The organism is Paenalicyclobacillus macrosporangiidus (assembly GCF_900116805.1).
In the GTDB taxonomy this organism is placed as follows: Bacteria; Bacillota; Bacilli; order Alicyclobacillales; family Alicyclobacillaceae; genus Alicyclobacillus_H; species Alicyclobacillus_H macrosporangiidus.
The window spans coordinates 294,822-313,778 of the sequence record NZ_FPBV01000001.1; the positions used below are offsets into that span (position 1 = coordinate 294,822).

Annotated in this window: 15 protein-coding genes; 10 read left to right on the forward strand and 5 right to left on the reverse strand. The window is 67.7% G+C overall.

All coding sequences use genetic code 11. The annotated features are described in order from the left end of the window. Positions 1-76: 76 nt before the first annotated feature. Positions 77-529, reverse strand: coding sequence for an OsmC family protein (locus BM357_RS01320; RefSeq protein ID WP_074948802.1), 453 nt, complete (start codon positions 527-529; stop codon positions 77-79). A gap of 112 nt (positions 530-641) precedes the next feature. Here BM357_RS01320 and BM357_RS01325 point away from each other — a divergent pair, with 112 nt between their 5' ends. Beyond that, entirely contained in the window at positions 642-1,466 is an 825-nt protein-coding gene (locus BM357_RS01325; RefSeq protein WP_074948804.1) for a glycosyltransferase family 2 protein, read from the forward strand. A 27-nt stretch (positions 1,467-1,493) separates the two neighbouring features. Continuing rightward, the gene (gene folB / locus BM357_RS01330) at positions 1,494-1,886 is read left to right on the forward strand and encodes a dihydroneopterin aldolase (RefSeq protein ID WP_074948806.1); all 393 of its coding nucleotides are present in this window, start codon (positions 1,494-1,496) and stop codon (positions 1,884-1,886) included. Here folB and BM357_RS01335 read toward each other — a convergent pair. Together BM357_RS01335 and BM357_RS01340 are read right to left on the reverse strand one after the other, a co-directional pair. After that, complete coding sequence (locus BM357_RS01335) at positions 1,868-2,926, reverse strand: tetraprenyl-beta-curcumene synthase family protein (RefSeq protein ID WP_074948808.1); 1,059 nt, start codon at positions 2,924-2,926, stop codon at positions 1,868-1,870. The two genes, folB and BM357_RS01335, sit on opposite strands and share 19 nt — an antisense overlap. Before the next feature lie 58 nt (positions 2,927-2,984). Further along, entirely contained in the window at positions 2,985-3,413 is a 429-nt protein-coding gene (locus tag BM357_RS01340; protein ID WP_074948810.1) for a hypothetical protein, read from the reverse strand. Between the two features lie 232 nt (positions 3,414-3,645). On the opposite strand from BM357_RS01340, the gene BM357_RS01345 reads away from it, so the two are divergent. The 4 genes from BM357_RS01345 to BM357_RS01360 are packed head-to-tail and all read left to right on the forward strand — an operon-like array spanning position 3,646 to position 10,702. Beyond that, complete coding sequence (locus tag BM357_RS01345; RefSeq protein WP_074948812.1) at positions 3,646-5,169, forward strand: dynamin family protein; 1,524 nt, start codon at positions 3,646-3,648, stop codon at positions 5,167-5,169. Then, positions 5,156-7,216: a dynamin family protein gene (locus BM357_RS01350; protein ID WP_074948814.1), complete on the forward strand. Its 2,061-nt coding sequence runs from the start codon at positions 5,156-5,158 to the stop codon at positions 7,214-7,216. Before BM357_RS01345 ends, BM357_RS01350 begins: the two co-directional genes overlap by 14 nt. 18 nt (positions 7,217-7,234) lie before the next feature. After that, positions 7,235-9,361, forward strand: coding sequence for an alpha/beta hydrolase family protein (locus tag BM357_RS01355; protein ID WP_074948816.1), 2,127 nt, complete (start codon positions 7,235-7,237; stop codon positions 9,359-9,361). 12 nt (positions 9,362-9,373) lie between these two features. After that, on the forward strand, positions 9,374-10,702 hold the full coding sequence (locus BM357_RS01360; RefSeq protein WP_281245546.1) for a S1C family serine protease: 1,329 nt from the start codon (positions 9,374-9,376) through the stop codon (positions 10,700-10,702). On the opposite strand, the gene BM357_RS01365 is transcribed toward BM357_RS01360, so the two are convergent. Then, positions 10,665-13,304, reverse strand: a complete 2,640-nt coding sequence (locus BM357_RS01365; protein ID WP_074948820.1) for a YfhO family protein — start codon at positions 13,302-13,304, stop codon at positions 10,665-10,667. The genes BM357_RS01360 and BM357_RS01365 overlap by 38 nt on opposite strands. Before the next feature lie 105 nt (positions 13,305-13,409). On the opposite strand from BM357_RS01365, the gene BM357_RS01370 reads away from it, so the two are divergent. Beyond that, entirely contained in the window at positions 13,410-13,952 is a 543-nt protein-coding gene (locus BM357_RS01370) for an RNA polymerase sigma factor (protein ID WP_074948821.1), read from the forward strand. Next, positions 13,930-15,414, forward strand: coding sequence for a hypothetical protein (locus BM357_RS19140; protein WP_139234505.1), 1,485 nt, complete (start codon positions 13,930-13,932; stop codon positions 15,412-15,414). Before BM357_RS01370 ends, BM357_RS19140 begins: the two co-directional genes overlap by 23 nt. 95 nt (positions 15,415-15,509) lie before the next feature. Here BM357_RS19140 and sigK read toward each other — a convergent pair whose 3' ends face one another. After that, complete coding sequence (gene sigK, locus BM357_RS01380) at positions 15,510-16,256, reverse strand: RNA polymerase sporulation sigma factor SigK (protein WP_425426471.1); 747 nt, start codon at positions 16,254-16,256, stop codon at positions 15,510-15,512. A gap of 548 nt (positions 16,257-16,804) precedes the next feature. On the opposite strand from sigK, the gene BM357_RS01385 reads away from it, so the two are divergent. Beyond that, positions 16,805-17,818, forward strand: a complete 1,014-nt coding sequence (locus BM357_RS01385) for an LLM class flavin-dependent oxidoreductase (protein ID WP_074948824.1) — start codon at positions 16,805-16,807, stop codon at positions 17,816-17,818. 153 nt (positions 17,819-17,971) lie between these two features. Then, complete coding sequence (locus BM357_RS01390; protein ID WP_245783800.1) at positions 17,972-18,943, forward strand: aliphatic sulfonate ABC transporter substrate-binding protein; 972 nt, start codon at positions 17,972-17,974, stop codon at positions 18,941-18,943. Positions 18,944-18,957: the final 14 nt, after the last annotated feature.

Genomic DNA, 18,957 nt, shown 5'->3' on the forward strand with positions numbered 1-18,957 from the left:
GCGGCGCCGGAGGATAACCGGGATGGCCGCAGGGCGCAGCGCCGGACCCTCTCCGTACGCCGCCGGCCCACGTCTCCTAGCGCGACGGGGCGGTCTGGACCTGCACCTCCGGCATCACCTGGACCGCGACGTTGCCCCGGAGCGCGCTGGAGACCATGCATGCGTGCTCCGCGTGTTCGCACAGGATGCGGATGTGTTCCTCGTCGGCCGGGTCATCGACTAGGACCACCGGACGGTGTTCAATGCGGTCAAACCGCAGCCCGCGGTCATTTTCGACGAAGCCGCGGGATTCGAGCCGGATCTCAGAAAAGGGGATGCGGCGGTTGCGGAGCAGTTTCCCGAGCGTGATGAGGTAACAACCGGCGGCTGACGCCAGCAGGAGTTCTTCGGGATTGGTGCCGAGGCCGGGGCCGCCCAGACCGGCAGGGATGCTGAATGAAACGGACAGGCCGTCGGCCGAGAGTGTTCCGCCTTGGTGAAAATCGGCCGGCCAGCGGCCGGTGACGGCAAAGGTGTGGATCTCGCTCATAGGACGCGGTCCCTCCAGGTCAAAGCAGATGGGGAATCGAAATGTTAAGGCAATTGTACACCGTGCCGACGGGGATGACCAGCGGTGTACATAAGAACAGGGGGAATGGCGCATGCACCGGGTCAGTGCCCTCGTGGCGACGCGCAACCGTCCGGACGCCCTCGCGGGGTGCCTGGAGGCGATGGCGGCGCAGACCTGGCGGGGTCCGCTGGAAGTCATCGTGGTGAACGACGGGGGCGCGCCCGTGGACGCGGTGTGCGCCGCGTTTGCGGATCGCCTGGACATCCACTGGGTGAATCTGGATGCCCCCGTGGGGCAGGTGGCGGCTCGCAATCGCGCACTGGCGCTGGCGCGCGGGGACCTGGCGGCGTTTTGCGACGATGACGACCGCTGGCTGCCCGGCCACGTCGCTGCGCTCGCCGAGGCGCTCCTGGGCCGCCCGGACGCGGTGGCGGCCTTCACGGACACGGAGCTGGTCGAGGTCTCCCGCGGCGGAGGGGGTTGGCAGGCCGGGCGGCGGCACGTCTTCGCTTGGCGGGATCCGGCGCGGCTCCTGCAACGGTACAATCCGGTGGTGCCTTCGAGCCTCATGTACTGGACGCGCGTGCACGAGGAGATCGGAGGATTCGACGAGGCGATGTCGCACTACTGGGATTGGGACTTCCTGTTGCGGATCGCCCGCCTGGGTGAACTGGTGCGCGTTCGCTCCTGCCTGACCCTGTACGCGGTCGACAGCGCCGGAACGAACCAATCGGCAAACCCGGAGCGGATGTCGGAAGCCCGCTGGGCGCTGTTGGAAAAGCACCATCTGCCCGACACGGGGCCGAGCAACTTTTGGCGCATGTGCGAAGACCCGGATCTGGCGAATGAGCGGGACGCGTCCGAACGGGTGTGGGACGGCGATCCGGGCATCTGGACGCCGCTTTCTTCCCGATAAGGCCCTCGGACGGGGAGGGAGGCTTCGATGGACAGCATTCTCCTTCGGAACATGACGTTTTACGGGTATCACGGCGCGTTTCCCGAGGAAAAGGCGATGGGTCAGCGGTTTGTGGTCAGCCTGGAGCTGTACCTGGACCTGGGACCTGCGGGCGCGTCGGACCAGCTCGGCGACACGGTCAACTACGCCGCAGTGTACGAAGACGTGCGGCAGGTCATGGAAGGCCCTGCCTACAACCTGCTCGAGCGCGTGGCGCAGCGGATCGCGGAGGAAGTCCTGGCGCGCCATCCGCGGCTGCAGGGCATCCGTGTGGAAATTGAAAAACCGTCCGTCCCCATCCCGGGGGCTATCGAGGCGGTGCGAGTGGCGATGGAGCGCTGGCGGCCGGGCGGCAGCGCGGGTCAGCGCACGCGGCGGTAGAGCAGGCAGGCGGCATAATACGCCCACGCCGTGGGACCGAACGACCACACGAGACGGCGGGCCTGGCGCACCTCGCGTTGCCTGCCCGCCTTGCCGTCCGACAGGTACATCGCCAACAGCCCCCGCACCACATCCTGGTGGATCCGCTGCCCAGGCAAGGTCTTGGCCGCGCGCCAGCTCTGCTCCGCGAACCAACCGATGCGCCGGTGCGCCTCCGCCATCGAGGGATAGCAGCGGACGAAGTTGAAGTCCCCCGCCTGCCGGTCCTCCTCCAGGTCAATCAGGTAGTCGAGCAGGATGTGCAGGCCACAGATCCACGGGAAGTAAACCTGTGTCAGCGCGTGGATGTCCGGTTCCTGAACGTCGGACGCAGCGGCCAAGAAGAGGGAGAACACGCCGAGGGTCGATCCGGTGGCCGCCGCGAACTCCCACCAATACACGCCGGGGCAGCGCGACTCGTGAGAACGCCACCAATCGGTGAGCCGGTCCCGCCGCTCGGCGGGATGCACGTGCTTGTGCACCTGCAATTCGCAATACCGGTCTATCAACCATTCCACGAACGGTTGCACCCGGCCATAGGCGGGCAACGTCCGAACGGTCTCCTGGCATGTGCGCACCAGGTCCCGGAGATAGCCTCCGTCGTCTGCGTGGCCGCGCAGGCGGTAGTAGGGCTGGACCGGCTGTCCGGGCCGGATGGCATCGCGCATCGCCTGGTGCAGAAGGGTAAAATCCTCTTCGTCATACCGGCCGCAGCGGTCGCACAGGTTGTCCAGGTAGTCGCTGATGGTCTGCAGGGCCACGATGAGCCGCACCAGGTCCGGTGCGCAGGCGGGGTGGCACGCCGCGTAGACGCAGCCGCCGTCCGCGTGAAACCGCTTGTGGCGGATGCTCTCCAGCGCCTGCTCGCGCAGCCCGGGGTCCGGGATGGCCATGGCCCGTCCGGTCCAATGGACCATTTCAGCGCGTGCCAGCGGGAGCACCTGGCGAAACAGGCGGTACAGGAACTGAGGTGCCGACTTCGGGGAGACGTCCGGCTGCACATTGCACCTCCAGCGTTCGGTGCACCCGGCGGGCGGGTCGCCCGCACCGGGGCACCCATCATTTCATCAACAGTTGGCTCAATTCACCCGCCCACGTCAGCACCTTCTTGGCGTTCTTCCCATTGAGGTAGGTCTGCCAAGGGATAGGGGCGCCGGGCAGCGGCCCCGGACCGGGAACCGGGGCGCCCGATTTCGCCGGGCTGGGCTTTGGCGGCGCGTAATGGGGCGCAAACGGAATCGGATGGGGAGAAAGGTTCGCCTTGACCGGCTGGCCGTCCGCCGACCCCTGCGCCGACCCCTGCGCCGACCCCTGCGCCTGGCCCTGCGCCTGGCCCTGCGCGAAGCCTGTCGGCGGTGGTCCAGGCGGCACAATCCATCCCCGGCGCTTGGCGCCCTGGTGGACCATCGTGAACAGTTCCTTCACCTTCTCGTCCTGCGCCACATGGAACATGAGCGATCCCAATTTCACAAACGTATTCCACTGCATGCGCATGACCCCCGTGCATCGGTGTCTGTGCCTGGCATCAGGGTATGCCGATGCCCCCAGTCCCGACGCCGCGCGTGTCCTGACGCTATCTTATCCGCGCGCGCCGGGCGGTAGTCCTCCGGTTTCGCGGGGGCGCGGGACGGAATCCGTGGCACCTCGGCCCCAGCCTGTGCTACTGTAGGATGGAGGCCACCGAGGCCTGGTGGCAAACGCAGGGGAGAGGAACGGAGACATGCGGGAAGCTGTGGCCACACACCATCCACGAGTGCAAGCATTGCGCGACCTTCAGGCGCGGATGCGCGAGGCGGGAGACGCGGCGACCGCCGACCGGCTCGGCGACGTGATCGGCCGGCTGGAGACGGCCGACGCCCGTCCGCACATCGCCTTCTGCGGCCTGTTTTCAGCCGGGAAGTCCAGTTTGATCAACGCCATCGCGCGGACCGACGCCCGCCCGACGGGCGCTGTGCCGACCACCGCCGCGGTGGAGGCGCTGGTTTACGAAGGGCCCGCGGGTCCGTTGGTCCTGCTCGACACCCCGGGCATCGACTCCACGGACGCCGCCCACCAGGCGGAGATGGAGGCGGCGCTGCACCGGGCCGACGGCGTCGTCCTGGTGATGGACTACCAACACGTCGAGGCGGAGGAGAACCTGAACTTGGCGCACGCCCTGCTCCAGCAGGGCAAGCGGCTGATCTTGGTGGTCAACCAGGTGGACAAACACGTCGACTGGGAGCTGGATTTTGACGAATACCGCCGGCGGGTCGAACAGACCTTGGCGGACTACGACATCGCCGGCGAGGGGCTGTATTACACCTCGACGCGCGGTTCCGCCTACAACCAATTGGACGAATTGCGCCGGCATTTGGACCGCTGGGCGGCGGGATCGGACGGGGTGGCCGAGGCGGGCATCCGGCAGAGCCTGCGCGAGCTCGTCCGCGAGCACGCCGCGTTCCGGTTTGGCGAGGCGCTGGAGGCGGCCTGGCAGCGGGTGTGCGAGACGACGGGATTGCTCCCGGAGCCGGATGCCATCCCGGATCTGCGGGAGGCGCTGGCGCAGGAATGGGCGCGTGCGGCCGAGGCGCGGGACCGCCGCCTGCGGGAAGTGTCCGCCCTTCGGGAGGAGGTGCGGCAGTCGTTGCTGCGCCTGATTGATCTGGCGCAGATCGCCCCGTACGAGACCACCGAGCTCGGCCGGCTGTACGTCGAGAGCCTGCGGCCGGACTTCAAGGTGGGGTGGTTCGGCGCCCGGGAGAAGACCGCGCGGGAGCGGGAGGCGCGCCGGACCCGTTTCGTGGCCGACCTCGCCGAGCGGACGGAGAAGTTTCTCCTCGCGCCGTTGCACAACGGGCTGCGCGAGTGGATCCGCACCACGCCGTGGGCCGACACCGCCTGGCTGAAGTCGGTGGATGCCATCCAGGTGACGGTGGACGCGGCGCTGGTGGACGGCCAGGTACGCCAGGGCGCGCTCGTCTCGGACCAATACCCGTATCAGTACGTCAAGGACGTGGTCGCTGCCATCAAGCGCCAGGCGTATGGCGGGCTCACGCGGGTGCTCGAGGGCTTCTGGCGCGAGGCGGACGGGCCGCTCCAAGCCGAGCTGGCTCCGCTGGAGGCCAGGATGGCCGAGCTCGAAGCACAGGTGGACGCCATCACCGCATGGCAGGGCGTGGTGGCGGAGCGGGACGCGTTCATCGAGACCTTGTGGCGGGAGATCGCGTCGGACGAGGAAGGGGGGATGGCGGATGCAGCCTGTTGATGGCGTGGCGGCGGATGTGCGTGGCGTCGCGGATCGCAGCACTCTGACGGACCGGGAGGCCGGGGGACGGGAGGCGCTGCTGCGCGAGCTGGACGAGGCCGCGTCGGTGCTCTCCGCCGCCGGGGCGCCCGGCGCGTGGTTGGCGGAGGTGGCAGAACTTCGCGCGCGCGTGCAGTCGGAGTCGAAGATGATTGCCGTGTTCGGCGCGTTTTCGGCGGGCAAGTCGTCGCTCATCAACGCCTTGCTGGGCGATCCGGTGCTCGTCGTCTCCCCCAATCCGACGACGGCGGCCGTGACCCAGGTGGCCAGTGGCGTTCCGGGCGGTGCCGACGCGGTGATCCACTTCAAGTCGGAAGAACAATTGTGGGACGATGTGGCCCAGGCGATGCGTTTTCTCCACCGGCCGGTGAAGGACCTGGAGGACGCGCTGGGCCAGGCGGCGGCCTGGAAGATGACGGAGTTTCCGCCGTCGGCGCGCCGCCACGCCGCCTTCGTCAAGGCGGTCGCAGCTGGGTACGCGGAACTGGCGCAGCGGCTCGGTACCCGGCAGCCGGCCGGTGGCCAGGAGGTGCGCCGGTACACGGCGGAGGAGCGGTTCGCCTGCTTTGTGCATCGGGTGGATCTCGCCCATCCGGCGGCGTTCCTGCAGCGGGGCGCCGTGTTGGTGGACACGCCCGGCGTGGATTCCATCCACCGCCGCCACACGGATGTCGCCTTCGGCTACATGCAGGCGGCCGACGCCATCGTCTTCGTGTTGTATTACACGCACGCTTTCTCCCGGGCGGACCGGGAGTTCCTTCGCGAGCTGGCGCAGGTTCAGGACATCCTCGGGACCGACAAGCTGTTCGTCGTCATCAACGCGGTCGATCTCGCCACGGACCGCGACGAGCGCGCCGCGGTCCGGGACCGGGTGGCGGAGGAGTTGCGCCGGCTCGGGGTGCGGCAGCCGCGCGTCTACGAGGTGTCGAGCCAGATTGGGCTGGCCGCGTCCATGTGGGCGCGTCACCCGGAGGACGGGCGGTTCGCCGCGCTGCTGCGGCAGCGCCTCGGCCTGGCCGACGGAGACCCCCTGCCGGATGCGGACCGGCTCCGCGAGGAATCGGGCGTCCAGCGCCTGGCGGAGGACCTGACGGCCTTCGTCGAGGGCCGGTCGCTCGCCATCGCTGAGGACGCCGTCCAGCGGCTCTTGCAGGCGCGGGGCGTCGATGTGCAGCGCGTGCATCAGGCGCTCTCCGCCCAGCGGGCGGCCGACGCGGCCACGCATGCGGCGTGGCGGGCGCAGCAGCAGGCGCTGGCGGACGAATGGCGGCGTGCGGCGGACGTCGCCCTCGCCGGGGCGGACGAGGTGGAGAGCGCCCTCCGGGCCGAATGGGAAGAGCTCGCCTTCCACATCGGCGAGCGCGTGCGCCTGCGTTTCGGGGACACCTTCCGGGAAGCGTTCCACCCCGGGCGCTTTCGCGCCGCGACGGGGCGGGGCCCGTTGGAGGAGGCCGCGTCCGAGCTGGCCGACGCGTTGGCCCGCCAGTTGTCGGCGGAGCTTCGCACCTTCGCCCTGCGGGCCCAGCGGCAGGTGGCGCGGGCGTTGGCGGAACGGCGGGATCGGATGGCCAAGCGGCTGGACGACGTGCACGCGGATCCGGGCCTGCTGCCGGAGGCACAGGATGTGCCCGCCCTGGAACCCGGCCGTGCGCAGTTGGATCCGGAACTGGCGTATCCGGCATTTCGCCACTTCAGCAGCGCGAGGCAGTTTTTTGAAGGCGGCGGGCAGCAGACGATGCAACAGGAGCTGGAGGGCGTCTTCGTCGCGGCGGCCCGGACGGAGGTGGCCGGCCTGACCGATGCGGTGTGCCGCCAGGCGGCGGATGTGTATCGCCGAGCGACGGCCCGGCTGCTCCGGGCCGCGGCCGAGGGGCTGGTGCAGGCCAGCCAGCCGTCCGATGAGGCGGGGACGTCCGCACAGGACCGGTTTGCCGCCTGGGAAGCGGCGGCGGCGTGGTTCGCCCGCCGGACGGTGACGGAAGGGGAGGCCGCAGCGGCCAGATCGTGAGAGAGGCAGGGGATCCGGGTGAAGCGGAAAGTGACGGCGGAGGATATCTTTCGCATCGCCCTCGTCGGGGACGTGGCGATGCATCCCGGCGGCGGGCAGGTGGCGGTGACGGTGACGCGTCTCAACCCCGAGGACAACCAGTACCACACCCACATCTGGATGGTGTCCGCCTCGAGCGGGGAGGTCGTTCCGTTCACGGCGGGCGGCAAGTCGGAGACCCGGCCCGCCTGGTCGCCGGACGGCCGGTACCTGGCGTTTCTGTCCAAGCGGGGCGGGGACACCGACCAGGTGTACGTCATGCCGGCCGGCGGCGGGGAGGCCGTGGCGGTGACTCGCCACCCGTCGGGGGTGGAGGCGTTCCGCTGGAGCCCGGACGGCCGGCGGATTGCCTTCGTGGCGCGGACATCCGAATGGGCGCGGGACGAGGCCGCGAGCGCTGAGGAGCGGGAGAAGTCGCCGCGGGAGCGGTTCACCGCCGACGTGAAGGTGATCCGCCGCCTGCAGTGGCGGCTCGACGGCATCGGGGAGTTCGGCGACCGGCGCCGCCATCTGTACGTGGTCGATCTCGCCGATCTCCTCGCCCACCGCCGGCACGTGGTCTGGTCGTTCGATCCGGACGGGCAGAGCCCCGCCATCACCACCCGCCGTTTGACGGAGGGGCCCTTCGACATCCACGACTTCGATTGGATGGCGGACAACCGTCACCTGCTCGTGGTGACCAACCGCGAGCCGGACGCGGATAGGACCCTGAAACAGCACCTCTGCCGGGTGCCCGTCCCGGAGGATCTGGCGTCGTTCCACGCGCCGCATCCCCCCGAGGCCGTCGAACGGCTGCCCGGGACGCCGGACTGGGTGGAGGGGCCGCGGTGTTCGCCGGACGGCCGCCATGTCGCGTTCTACGGCCACCAGATGGCGCACGGGTGGTACACGCAGGCCGGCGTGTGGCTGTACGACTTCGAGGAAGGCCGGTGCTGGTGCGTGACCGAAGGAATGGACGAGGCCTTCGGCAACGAGGCGCTGACCGACACCCGGGCGGGCCATTCGGAGGGCCTGATGTGGGCCGAGCACGGCCGGTCGCTCTATACCCTGGTGTCCCGCCGGGGGACGGTCCAGCTTGCGCGCATCGACGTGCGGCGCGGCCAGCTCACGTTCATCACCGAGGGCGAGCACTGCGTTTTCACCTACGCTATCAACCAAAAAGGGTCCGTCGCGGCGATTGTGCGCGGAACCCCGGTGGAACCGGCCAACGTGTTCCTGATGGACCTCCCGGCGGGCGAAGAGGAGCGCCCGGCGCTCCGCCGGTTGACACACTGGAATCACGACTGGCTGGCGGAGGTCGATCTCGCCGTCCCCCAGCGCTTCCGGTTCTCCTCCGGCGGCCTGGATCTGGACGGATGGGTGATGCTGCCCAACACGCCGCCCCCGCCGGGCGGGTACCCGGCCGTGGTCCAGGTGCACGGCGGGCCGATGGCGATGTATGCGGATACGTTCTTCCTGGAGTTTCAGCTGATTGCCGCCTCCGGCATCGCCGTCGTCTACAGCAATCCGCGCGGCAGCCGCGGCTACGGCGAGGCGTTCTGCCGGTCCATCCGCGGCGCCTGGGGCACCCTCGACTTCGAGGATGTGGAGGCGTGTGCGGACGCGGCCCTGGCGCGCTTCCCGCTGTCTCGCGAGCGCCTCGCCATCGCGGGCGGGAGCTACGGCGGCTTCATGGCGGCCTGGGCGGTTGGGCATACAAACAGGTACAAGGCGGCGGTGGTCATGCGCGCCTGCGTCAACGAGTACAGCATGTTCGGCACGTGCGACCTCGGCTACGCGGATCTCGACGACCTCGGCTGCGCCCCGTGGGAGGACCCGAACCGCTACCTGGCGATGTCGCCGCTCGCCTTCGCGGACCGCATCGAGGCCGAGGTGCTCATCCTGCACAGCGAGAACGACCTGCGCTGCCCCATCGAGCAGGCGGAGCAACTGTACACGGCACTGCGCGTGCGCGGTGTGCCGGTGGAGTTCGTCCGCTTCCCGAACGAGAGCCACGGCCTGTCGCGCAACGGCCAGCCGTGGCACCGGGTCGTGCGGTTGGAGAAGATTCAGTCCTTTTTGGAGCGGGCGCTGCAGGCCGGGGCCGAGGCGCCCGGCAACCGGTGAGGGGGGACGGGCATGGCGAGACGTTGGATCGGGGATGACGGTTGGGACCGCGGGGCGCGGGAGGCGCGTTGGCGCAGGCGGCTCGGCGCCGGCGCGGCCATCTTCGTCCTCGGGGCCGCGGCTGGGTCGGCTGGCACCGCCTGGCTGATGGCCGGCATGCGCGATCGCGCGGCCGCCCTGGGAGCGGGTGCCTCCGTGCCGTCGCCGGCACCGTCCGCGAATCAGGGGGCGCCAAGCCCCTCCGTTCCGGGCGCGGGCACGCCGGGGAGCGCCGGTCTCCCGGACACCGGCGCGGCGGGCGCGGGTGCGCCCGGCGCAGGGAACGCCCCGGGGATGGCGGGCGCCGGCTCTGCGGGCGGCGGCTCGTTGACCGGCGGGATCGACGTCGCGGCCATTTACCAGGCGGCCGCGCCCAGCGTGGCAACCATCACGGCGGTCACGCCGTCCGGGCAGAGCGATAATCCGCAGGAGGACATCGGCACCGGGTTCCTCATCGATACGAACGGGGACATCGCCACCAACGAGCACGTGGTCAGCGGCAAGAAGCAGGTGTCCGTGAAGCTCGGCGGCCAGACCTACACGGGCCAGGTCGTCGGGACGGATCCCATGGACGATCTGGCGGTGGTGCGGATCACGCCGCCGCCCGGGGTGCGCCCGCTGTCGCTCGGCAGCGCCAAGGGGCTGCAGCCGGGGGAACCGGTCGTGGCCATCGGCAACCCGTTCCAATTGACGAACAGCGTGTCGGCGGGCATTGTCAGCGGCCTGAACCGATCCATGCCGACGGAGAGCGGCCGTCTGATGAGCGGCCTGATTCAGATTGACGCCGCGCTCAACCCGGGCAATTCCGGGGGGCCGCTGTTGGACGCCAGAGGTCAGGTGATTGGCATCAACACCGCGATTGAGAGCCCGGTCGCCGGGTTCGTCGGCATCGGCTTTGCCGTGCCCATCGACCGGTTCGTGGCGCTTCTGCCCAACCTGTTGCAGGGCACCGCGGTGGACCATCCGTGGCTCGGCATTCGCGCGCTCGACATCGATCCCGCCGTCCAGCAACAGTTCAAACTCCCGGTCTCCCAGGGGGTGCTGGTCATCAGCACGGTATCGGGCGGCCCGGCGGCCAAGGCGGGCCTTCACGCCGACAGTGGCGGAGCGAACAAACCGGTCGGGGACGGGGACATCATCACGGCCATCGACGGGCATCCGGTGGCGGACGTGGCCGAGCTGACGGCCATCGTCAACCAGGACCGCGTCGGCCAGACCGTCACGCTGAGCGTCCTGCGCCGGGGCAAACCCATCTCTGTCCGGGTCACCCTCGCGCCCTGGCCCGCGGGCGGGGGCGGCTGATGCCCCACAGCATCCAGACGACGCCGGCGAGGAGCGCCGCCCCGCCGAGGCACAGCCCCAGGGAAAACGTCACGGGGCGGTAGACGAGGCGCACATCGTGCGAACCTTGGGGGACGCGGACGGCCGTCAACACCCCGCCGTATCCCGTCCCCGCCGCCTCCACCGGCGCAGGTTGGCCGTCGACGGACGCGCGCCAGTTGGGATCATACGTCTGCGCCAACACCAGCCATCCGCCCGTCTCCGCGTCCACGCGCCATTCCTGTTGATTCGCCGTCCAACGCACCGATTGCGCGGTGCCGGAGGCCGGTTGCACCCCCGACAGATCGGTGGTCATCCACGCCGGACGGGGGCTGTCCGGATTCTCCCAGACCGTCTCCCGGCTGTCCTGGTACACCGCCCGCCACGGCCGCGGACCGAGCGTTCGGTGAACCGGCAGCACCGTGTGCGCCGCCGAGCCGCTCGCGTCCACCCACCGCAGGTCCGCGATGGTGAACGATCCGCTCCATGCCTCGCTGCGGATGGTGACGCGCGTCGCCGCGTCCTGGGGCCAATCGGCGGGCAGCGTGACGTAGTAGTCCTCCGTGGGGTAGCTGTAGATCCAGTGGGTGACGGTCCGGGTGCCGGCCGTCAGCGTGATGGAGCACAGCGGGCGGCCGTCCATGACGCTGGCCGGCGCCTCCAAGTGCATCTGCAGGCCGATGGCGCCCCTGGGCACGCTCGGCAACCAGTGGGTGTACGACGTCTCGGCGCCCGGCAGGCCGAAGACCGGTTCATCTCCGGCAGGCGTGACGACGTAACGGACGTCGTACGCGTCGAGGATGGACGCGGGCTCCGTCTTGAGCACGGCGTCGGTCCAGGTGAGCGCGACCGATTGGTCGTACCACGCCGGGACGAGCGAATCGTACCCGTTGAGCGCGGGGATCGGATACGCGGCCGCCTGGTCGTAGGAGATGGACGTCTCACCGAAGGCGGCGGCGCGAGCTAGCGGATCGTCCTTCGGCAGATGGGCCTGAAGGTATTGGACGGCGCCGCTCGGGGTCTGGTAGGGTGCCTGCGCCACGAGGACGAAAGGCGACAGCAGCGCCGCCTGGCCGACGCTGGTGAGGGCGGCGACGCCCCACAGGCCCCACCCGTACAGGCGGTCCCGCTGGGCGAACACGACGCTGAAGACCACGATGGCGGCGCACAGCGCGGCGGGGTGGGTAAACGCGGCGCGCGGGGCGTGCCCCAGCGGTCCCCACAGGCGGGCGGTCGCCAGGACCGCGAAGAAGACGGCGCACCAGACGGCCACCCAGCGGCGAATGGGGGCGTCCAGGCGCGCCGCGCCCAGGCCGGCGAGGGCGCTGAGCGTGAAGTCCACGAGGCCGATGTACCGCGCCGGGATGCGGAACAGGTCAAACCCCGGGACGCGGGTCAGGACCACGTCGAGGAACCCGTAGCTGCCGAGGGCAAACACCGAGCACACCAGCGCGATCGCGGTGAGGCACCGCACCTCGGCCGACGTCCGGAACCGGGTCACGGCCGCTGCCAGGGCGAGTGCCAGGGCGACGATGCCGATGCCGCCGGTGAATTCCCAGAACAGGTTGCTGTGGTCGATGGGTAGCAGCGTGGACAAGGAGATGGGCACGCCGGTGTCGCCGCCGCCGATGGCAAACGGGCTGAGAAATTGCAGCCAGGCGCTCGGCGGCATGGACCCTTCGAGCAAGAAGCCGGCGGCCGGGTGCTGGCGGTCGGAGTAGGCGACCAAATCTGCGGTCGGCAGCCACTGGGGCGCCGCGAGGAGCAGGCCGAATGCCACCGACCCGGCGATGGCGCCCAGGCGGCGCCACGGCACGGATCGCCGAGTTTCGACGGCGCACAGCAGGAGATAGAGGGTCAGGTAGAGAAACGTGTAAAACGTGACCTGGGGATGGCCGGCGTACACCATCAGCGCGAGGGTGCCGGCCAACACGCCGGCATACCGGCGCCCCGGGGATTTGCGCCGCCCGGCGGAGGGAGCAGGGTGGCCATGCCCCGGGGACCGGAGCGCCTCGGGGGAGCGGAGCAGGCCGCGCGCGGCCCAGGCGATCCAGGGCAGCCAGCTCATGGCATCGAACATCTGGGTGTGCACCTGGTGGCCGATGAAAAAGCCGCTCGCGGTGAAGGCGATGGCGCCCGCCGCGGCCCCGCGCCGGCTGTTGCAGATGGACCACACGAAGAGGTACATACCGGTGGCGGCGACGAGTTCGTGAAAGAGATAGGAGAGCTTCATCGCCAGGGCGACGGGGGCAAGCAGGAAGAGCGCATTGGGCAGGTACAGAGGCCCCGACTGCCCGGCGGCGAGAAACGGCTGCCCGCCGAAGCTGAACGGATTCCACAGGGGCCACTGGCCGTGGTGATAGAACCAGGCCAGCAGCGCGCGTTGCGGGGCGTTGAGCCGGGACAGATCGTCGTAGCCCATGGCGTCGGACGACGCCCAACTGGGATAGGCCACCATCGCCAACACCCATACCACAGCCAGAGCGGCGGCGTGCCGGGCCCAGCGGTTCAGGTGGCCCGCGAAGCGCCCTTCGCCGGCGGGATGGGATGGAAGATGGTGTCGGTCAGGATACCAGCGTGCCAATCGTGCCCCTCCGTGATCCCTCGCGTGGTTTCAGGTAGACGGATTGGACGACAGGGTCCGGTTTCCCTGCGCGGGTTCCGGCCCCTGTGACCGGGGAGTGTCGCCATGGGGTGCTGCTTCAATGTCAATTGTCAGGAACCTTTTTGCGCGTACGGATGCTTTCGTGAACACGCGGCCATGGTTCGCCACCTAGTCTACCACATCACCCGGGACGCGAACGACGTGGAAGACTTGACGCAGGAGATCATGCTGAAGGTGTACCGGTCGTTGGACGGCTACCGCGGAGGCAGCTTTCGCGCTTATGTGGCGCGCATCGCGCGGAACCATTGTTACGACGTGTTGCGCCGCCGCCAAACGGGCGAGCTGCCGCTGGCCGACGAGATGCTGGCCACCGTGGCGCCAGGCCCGGAGGAGCTGGTGGTTCAGCGGGAGGCGGTATGGGAGGTGGCGCAGGCGATCAACCAACTGCACCCGCTGGACCGCGAGATCCTCCTGTTGCGCCATGTGCACCAATTCAGTTACGACGAAATTGCCGCGGCGGTCAACATGCGTCCGGGCGCCGTCCGCACGCGGGTGGCGCGGGCCCGGCGCAAACTCGTGGACCTTGTCAACGGGAGGGAAATGCGTGAGGCACCTGAGTTGGGATGAAGTGTGGGAGTGGGCGCAGGGTGCGGAACTGCCTGCCGCCAAGCGATCGCATGCCCATGGGTGTCCCGTTTGCGCCGAACGGGTTCGCCGATGTGAGGAATTGCATCGGGCATTGGTCTGCACGCTGACGGCAGGGGTGGGGGTGACGGCCGGCGACGACGACGCCCTGTTGGCCTTCCTGCGCCAGGAGGCCGGACCACTGCTCGTTTCGGCTCAGGCGGCGGGTTTCGCGGCCCGGGCCGCGGACGGGTCTGCGAGCTTGCTTGCGGGGGCATCCGCGGACCCGGTCGAGGACGCATCTGCGGGCTCGGGTGCGGGTTCGTCTGCGGGCCCCGTCGCCGGCAGATCTGCAGGCTTGGTCTCCGGTGTATCGGCAGGCCAGGTCTCCGGTGTATCGGCAGGCCAGGTCTCCGGTGTATCTGCAGGCCCGGTTGCGAGCCCGTCTGCCAGTGGGGTCGCGGGTTCATCGGCGGGATCGCGGCCAGGTCGTGCGAACCGTACCCGCCGACGCTGGATCCGCGCTGCCATTGGCATCGGGGCCGCCGCGTGCGCCGCCGCGGGGGTGTCCTGGCCCAGTCTGGAGGCGCGGTGGGTGCATGGGGTGGACGATGCCGGCTCGGCGGTGGCGGTGGCCACGGCGGGCAGGGAGGGCTCCGCCGTCGGTGGCGCCTCGGACGTGTCGTCTTCCACAACCGGGTCGGCTGCCACGGGCGATGCCGAGGGTACCGCCGGCGGGCGACACGCGGCCGGGCGTTCCGGGCAGGGCACATCCGCCGGCAGCACCGCCCTCGCGGCCGCGGATGGAACCGGGGGTGTCGGCAGGACCGCGGGGACCTTGGGCGCCGCTGCCCCTGCGGACCGCATCGCGGGTGCGTCCGGCTCCGCCGGCGGCGTCACCCGTCAGGCCACGCAGTCGGCGGCCAACGACGGGAGCGCGGGGAGCGCGTCGTGGGTGCAGACGGCGGGACCGATGGAGGAGGCGCCGTCCAGCACGGGGGCACCCACGGCGTCGTCGAACGGCCCGCGGGCAGGGGGCGCTTCCACCACGGCCACCAAGGCCGTGCAAAATGGCGGGCCGGTGCGGGTTCAGGGGCGCGTTCAGGTACGGGCCTCCGACGGGCGGCTTCTCTCCGGCGCGACGGTGACCTTTTCGGCCGGCGGCCGGGTCTTGGCCACCGCCCGAACCTCGGGAGACGGATGGACACCGGTGCTGTCGTTCGTGGCGCCGGCCGATCCGATGTTGTCTTCGTCCACGCCGTCGACCTCCGGGGCACCGGGGGTGGCGGTGGTGACCGTCGAATGCCCCGGATACCGCCCTGCCGTCGTTTACGAGGTCGGGTTGGCGGACGGGGCCTGGATGGCTCCGGTCGTGACGTTGGAGCCGATCCCATCGGCCACCCCGAACCCCGTGCGGCCGAACCCGATCCCGGTCACATCCTCCTCCGCGACATTTCAAGCCTAGCGAGTCCTGTGCCGGTTGTGCGTGTGACGGTCGAAGGTCCATCCACGGGGCCGGGGGTGTCCCTGCTCCCGGCTCTCGACGGTCAGCCCGTGATGCTAGTGTTCTCGGCGTCCGCTGGCTTTCGGGTGATACACGTACGGCTTGCGCCGCCGCCGTCCTGCGTAGGATTGGTGGAACATCTTGAGGAGCGCCCGTTTTTCGAGCCGTGAGACGTACGATCTGGAGATGCCGAGCATGTCTGCGACTTCGTTCTGTGTCCACTCCTGCCCGTCGACCAGGCCGAAACGCAGCTCGATGACGCGGCGCTCCCGTTCGTCCAAGGTGTCCATCAGCTTCAGGACATACCGGATCTCCATCCGCTTGCTGACCTCTTCCTCGGTATCGTCCGCGTCGGTGCCGAGCACATCGCCAATCGTGATTTCGTTACCTTCTTTATCCATTCCAATCGGACTGTTGAGGGACACATCCTTGCGCGTCTTCTTCAAGGCCCTCAACTGCATCAAGATCTCGTTCTGAATGCACCGTGCCGCGTACGTGGCGAACTTGGTACCTTTGTCCGGCTGAAAGGTCTCGACGGCCTTGATGAGGCCTACCGTGCCGATGGAGATGAGATCGTCGTGATCGATCCCGGATGAGTCGAACTTCTTCGCCACGTGGGCGACCAGCCTGAGATTGTGTTCGATGAGCTCCTGGTAGGCGGCGCGATCGCCCTTCAGCCATCGTTCAAAGCACTTGCGTTCCTGCTCTTTGTCCAACGGTTGGGGGAAGGACTGGTGCATGTAACCGGTCACCAGGGTGATGTCCCGGAGGACGGACGCCATGGCCATGGTGAGAGACAACACTGCCGCTGCACCTCCGAACCGTGGAAAATGCACAGCATGTTGCAGCGTATGCGGGCGAATGGGATGTGTGCGGGCGGATGAAGGGGGATCTTTATTTGTTGCGCCGGGCTCGACTTAACGCCGAAACGGTTTTTATGCCCTCCCATGGTCGTTTCGATAACGATAAAAGATTCGTTACGGCCATGGCGAGGTCGCACCTGCCGGAATTGGATACGGATGCGTGATCGCGGCCACTTGACGGAACATCACCAACCGTCGTACAATGACCGCATAAATTTTACATAACACATAGGTTTTATATACTTTTAAGACGCCATGTGGTCCATGTCCATGACGGAGGTGGACGCATGGCGATCCGCCTGGAGGAGGTGGTATAGCACCTGGGGACATGTTCATCACATGCGGCCGATCGGATCTCCGAAGGCCCTGTCACGGCGCCAATCACGCCGATGACAGGGCCCGTTTGATTTCCGGACCGGCGCGAGAACGGACGGGATCTAGCTCCCGCGGGGGAGCGCGTTGCTTTGTCTGGAAGAAAGGAGAGAAGCATGAGATTTTCCTTATTCTACAACTGCGACATCACACCCGGCACGTCGGTGCCCGAACTCTACCAAGAAATTGTGGCGCAGACAGTCCTGGCGGATCAGCTCGGCTTCGACGCCGTGTACCTCGCGGAACATCACTTTGAAGTGTACGGACGGCAACCCGCGCCTCTCATCACCTTGGCCCGCATCAGCGGGTTGACCCAGCGGATTGCTCTGGGCACCGCCGTCGTCGAGGCGCCCTACTATCATCCGGTGCGCCTGGCTGAGGACGCGGCCTTGCTGGATGTCTTGTCCGGGGGCAGGGTGAGGCTCGGCATCGGCTCCGGCAGCCGGAACAAGACGGCCGAGTTCACAAAGTTTGGCATTCCGGTGGAAGAGAAGACAGGGCGGACGTTGGAGACCATTGAGATTCTGCGACAGGCGTTTGACACCGGTGTCATCGATTTTGACGGCGACTTTTACCGGTTCACGGACGTGGAGATTTGTCCTCGTCCACGCAACAGGGCCAACGACCTCATCTGGTTGGCAGCCAGCGATTCGACCGTCGAGCTTGCAGGGACCTGCGGATTTCCCTTGCTCATTCCTCGAGTGGGGACGTCTGATCGCCACCGGGAGTGGATCCATCGCTACCGGGCGGCCTTGCAGGACCGGCCTGGGTGGGTCGCCCAATTGAGGTTTGTCTACGTGGCGGAGACCACCCGGGAGGCGCAGGAGAGGACCAAACGAACGTTCGCCCGTTATGCGGAGTACGAGTGTGGGGTCACCTGGGATGGCCGCACGGGGACGCGTGAGTACAGGGACCTCATGCAGCAGATGAACATGGTCATCGGGTCTCCGGACGAAGTGGTCGCTCAGTTGAACGCGTGGCGCGACGAGTTCGGGTTCGACGAGATCATCTGTCAGGTTCATGCAGCGGGAAGCGATCATGCGGCTTCACTCGAGGCCATTGAGCTGCTCGCGCGCGAGGTGATGCCTCACTTCCTGCCGCAAACAGCGGCGGAGACAAAGGGGACATGAGCAAGACGAGCGGCGGGATGTTTAAGTGCCGCGACGACCCACCGATGACCATGGCGGTGTCGTGGAGGACGATTGGAAATGGAGGCCTGTTCGGCGATGCATGCTCTGCGCAAGACTTCTTGGTTCATTCGGCTGCTGTTCCTGGCCGTGGGGATGTTGTCCGTCGTCGCGTTGTTGGCTTCTTGCGGTGGCCGTGGTTCACCTGCACCGACGGCTTCATCGACATCGGAGGGCGGCAAGAATCCATCGACGGTTCGAATTGGCTTTCAACCCCCTTACATTCCTGTCATCGCGATGAAAAATCAAAAGCTGTTGGAAAAGACGTTCGGGGATTCATCTCCCGCGATTGAGTACAAGGAGTTTTTGTCTCTCACGCCCATCGCGGAGGCGGTCTCCAGCGGCGCACTCGATCTGGCGATAGGCGGTACTCCGGTGACCGCGATCGCCGCAGGTGCACCCATCCGCATTTTGGCCTTGACCGAACGAAGCCCGAAAACCCACGCCATTCTCGTGCGGCCCAATTCTCCCATCAAAAGTGTTGCCGATTTGAAAGGGAAGAAGATCGCCACGCCGATGGGGAAGGCATACTTCTTTCCACAAAAAGTGCTTCAGAGTGCCCACATCAAAGACTCCGAAGTCAAGTGGGTTCAACTGGAGAATGACGTAGGCCGCTCCGCGCTCCTCAGTGGATCGGTTGACGCCTGGGTGACATGGGACCCTTTTTACGCCAGCGCTGAATTGAACAAAGAGGCCGTGCCTCTGGTGGATGGAAACCATTATTTTCAAAACTATGTCGTCTTGTTCGGGAATGCCGACTTCGTCGAAGCCCATCCGGACATCGTGACTCGGTTTATCCAAGCGTACCAGCAGGCCCTTGATTGGGTGCAATCGCATCACGCCGACGCGGTGCAGCTCTTTGCGTCCGAAAACAAGGTGAGCCAGGAGGTCGCGGAATTGACGATGAGCCGGCGGAATTATCTTCTCGCTCCTCCGGATCTCAAGGAGTATCTGAACGAATGCACGGAGCAAGGAAAGTTCTTTCTCGAGATTGGCGTGACGAAGCAGGAGCCTGATTGGAAGACGGTGATTGTGCCTCAGATTGCAAAATCGGTGCTCAACCACTGACATGACTATGCGAG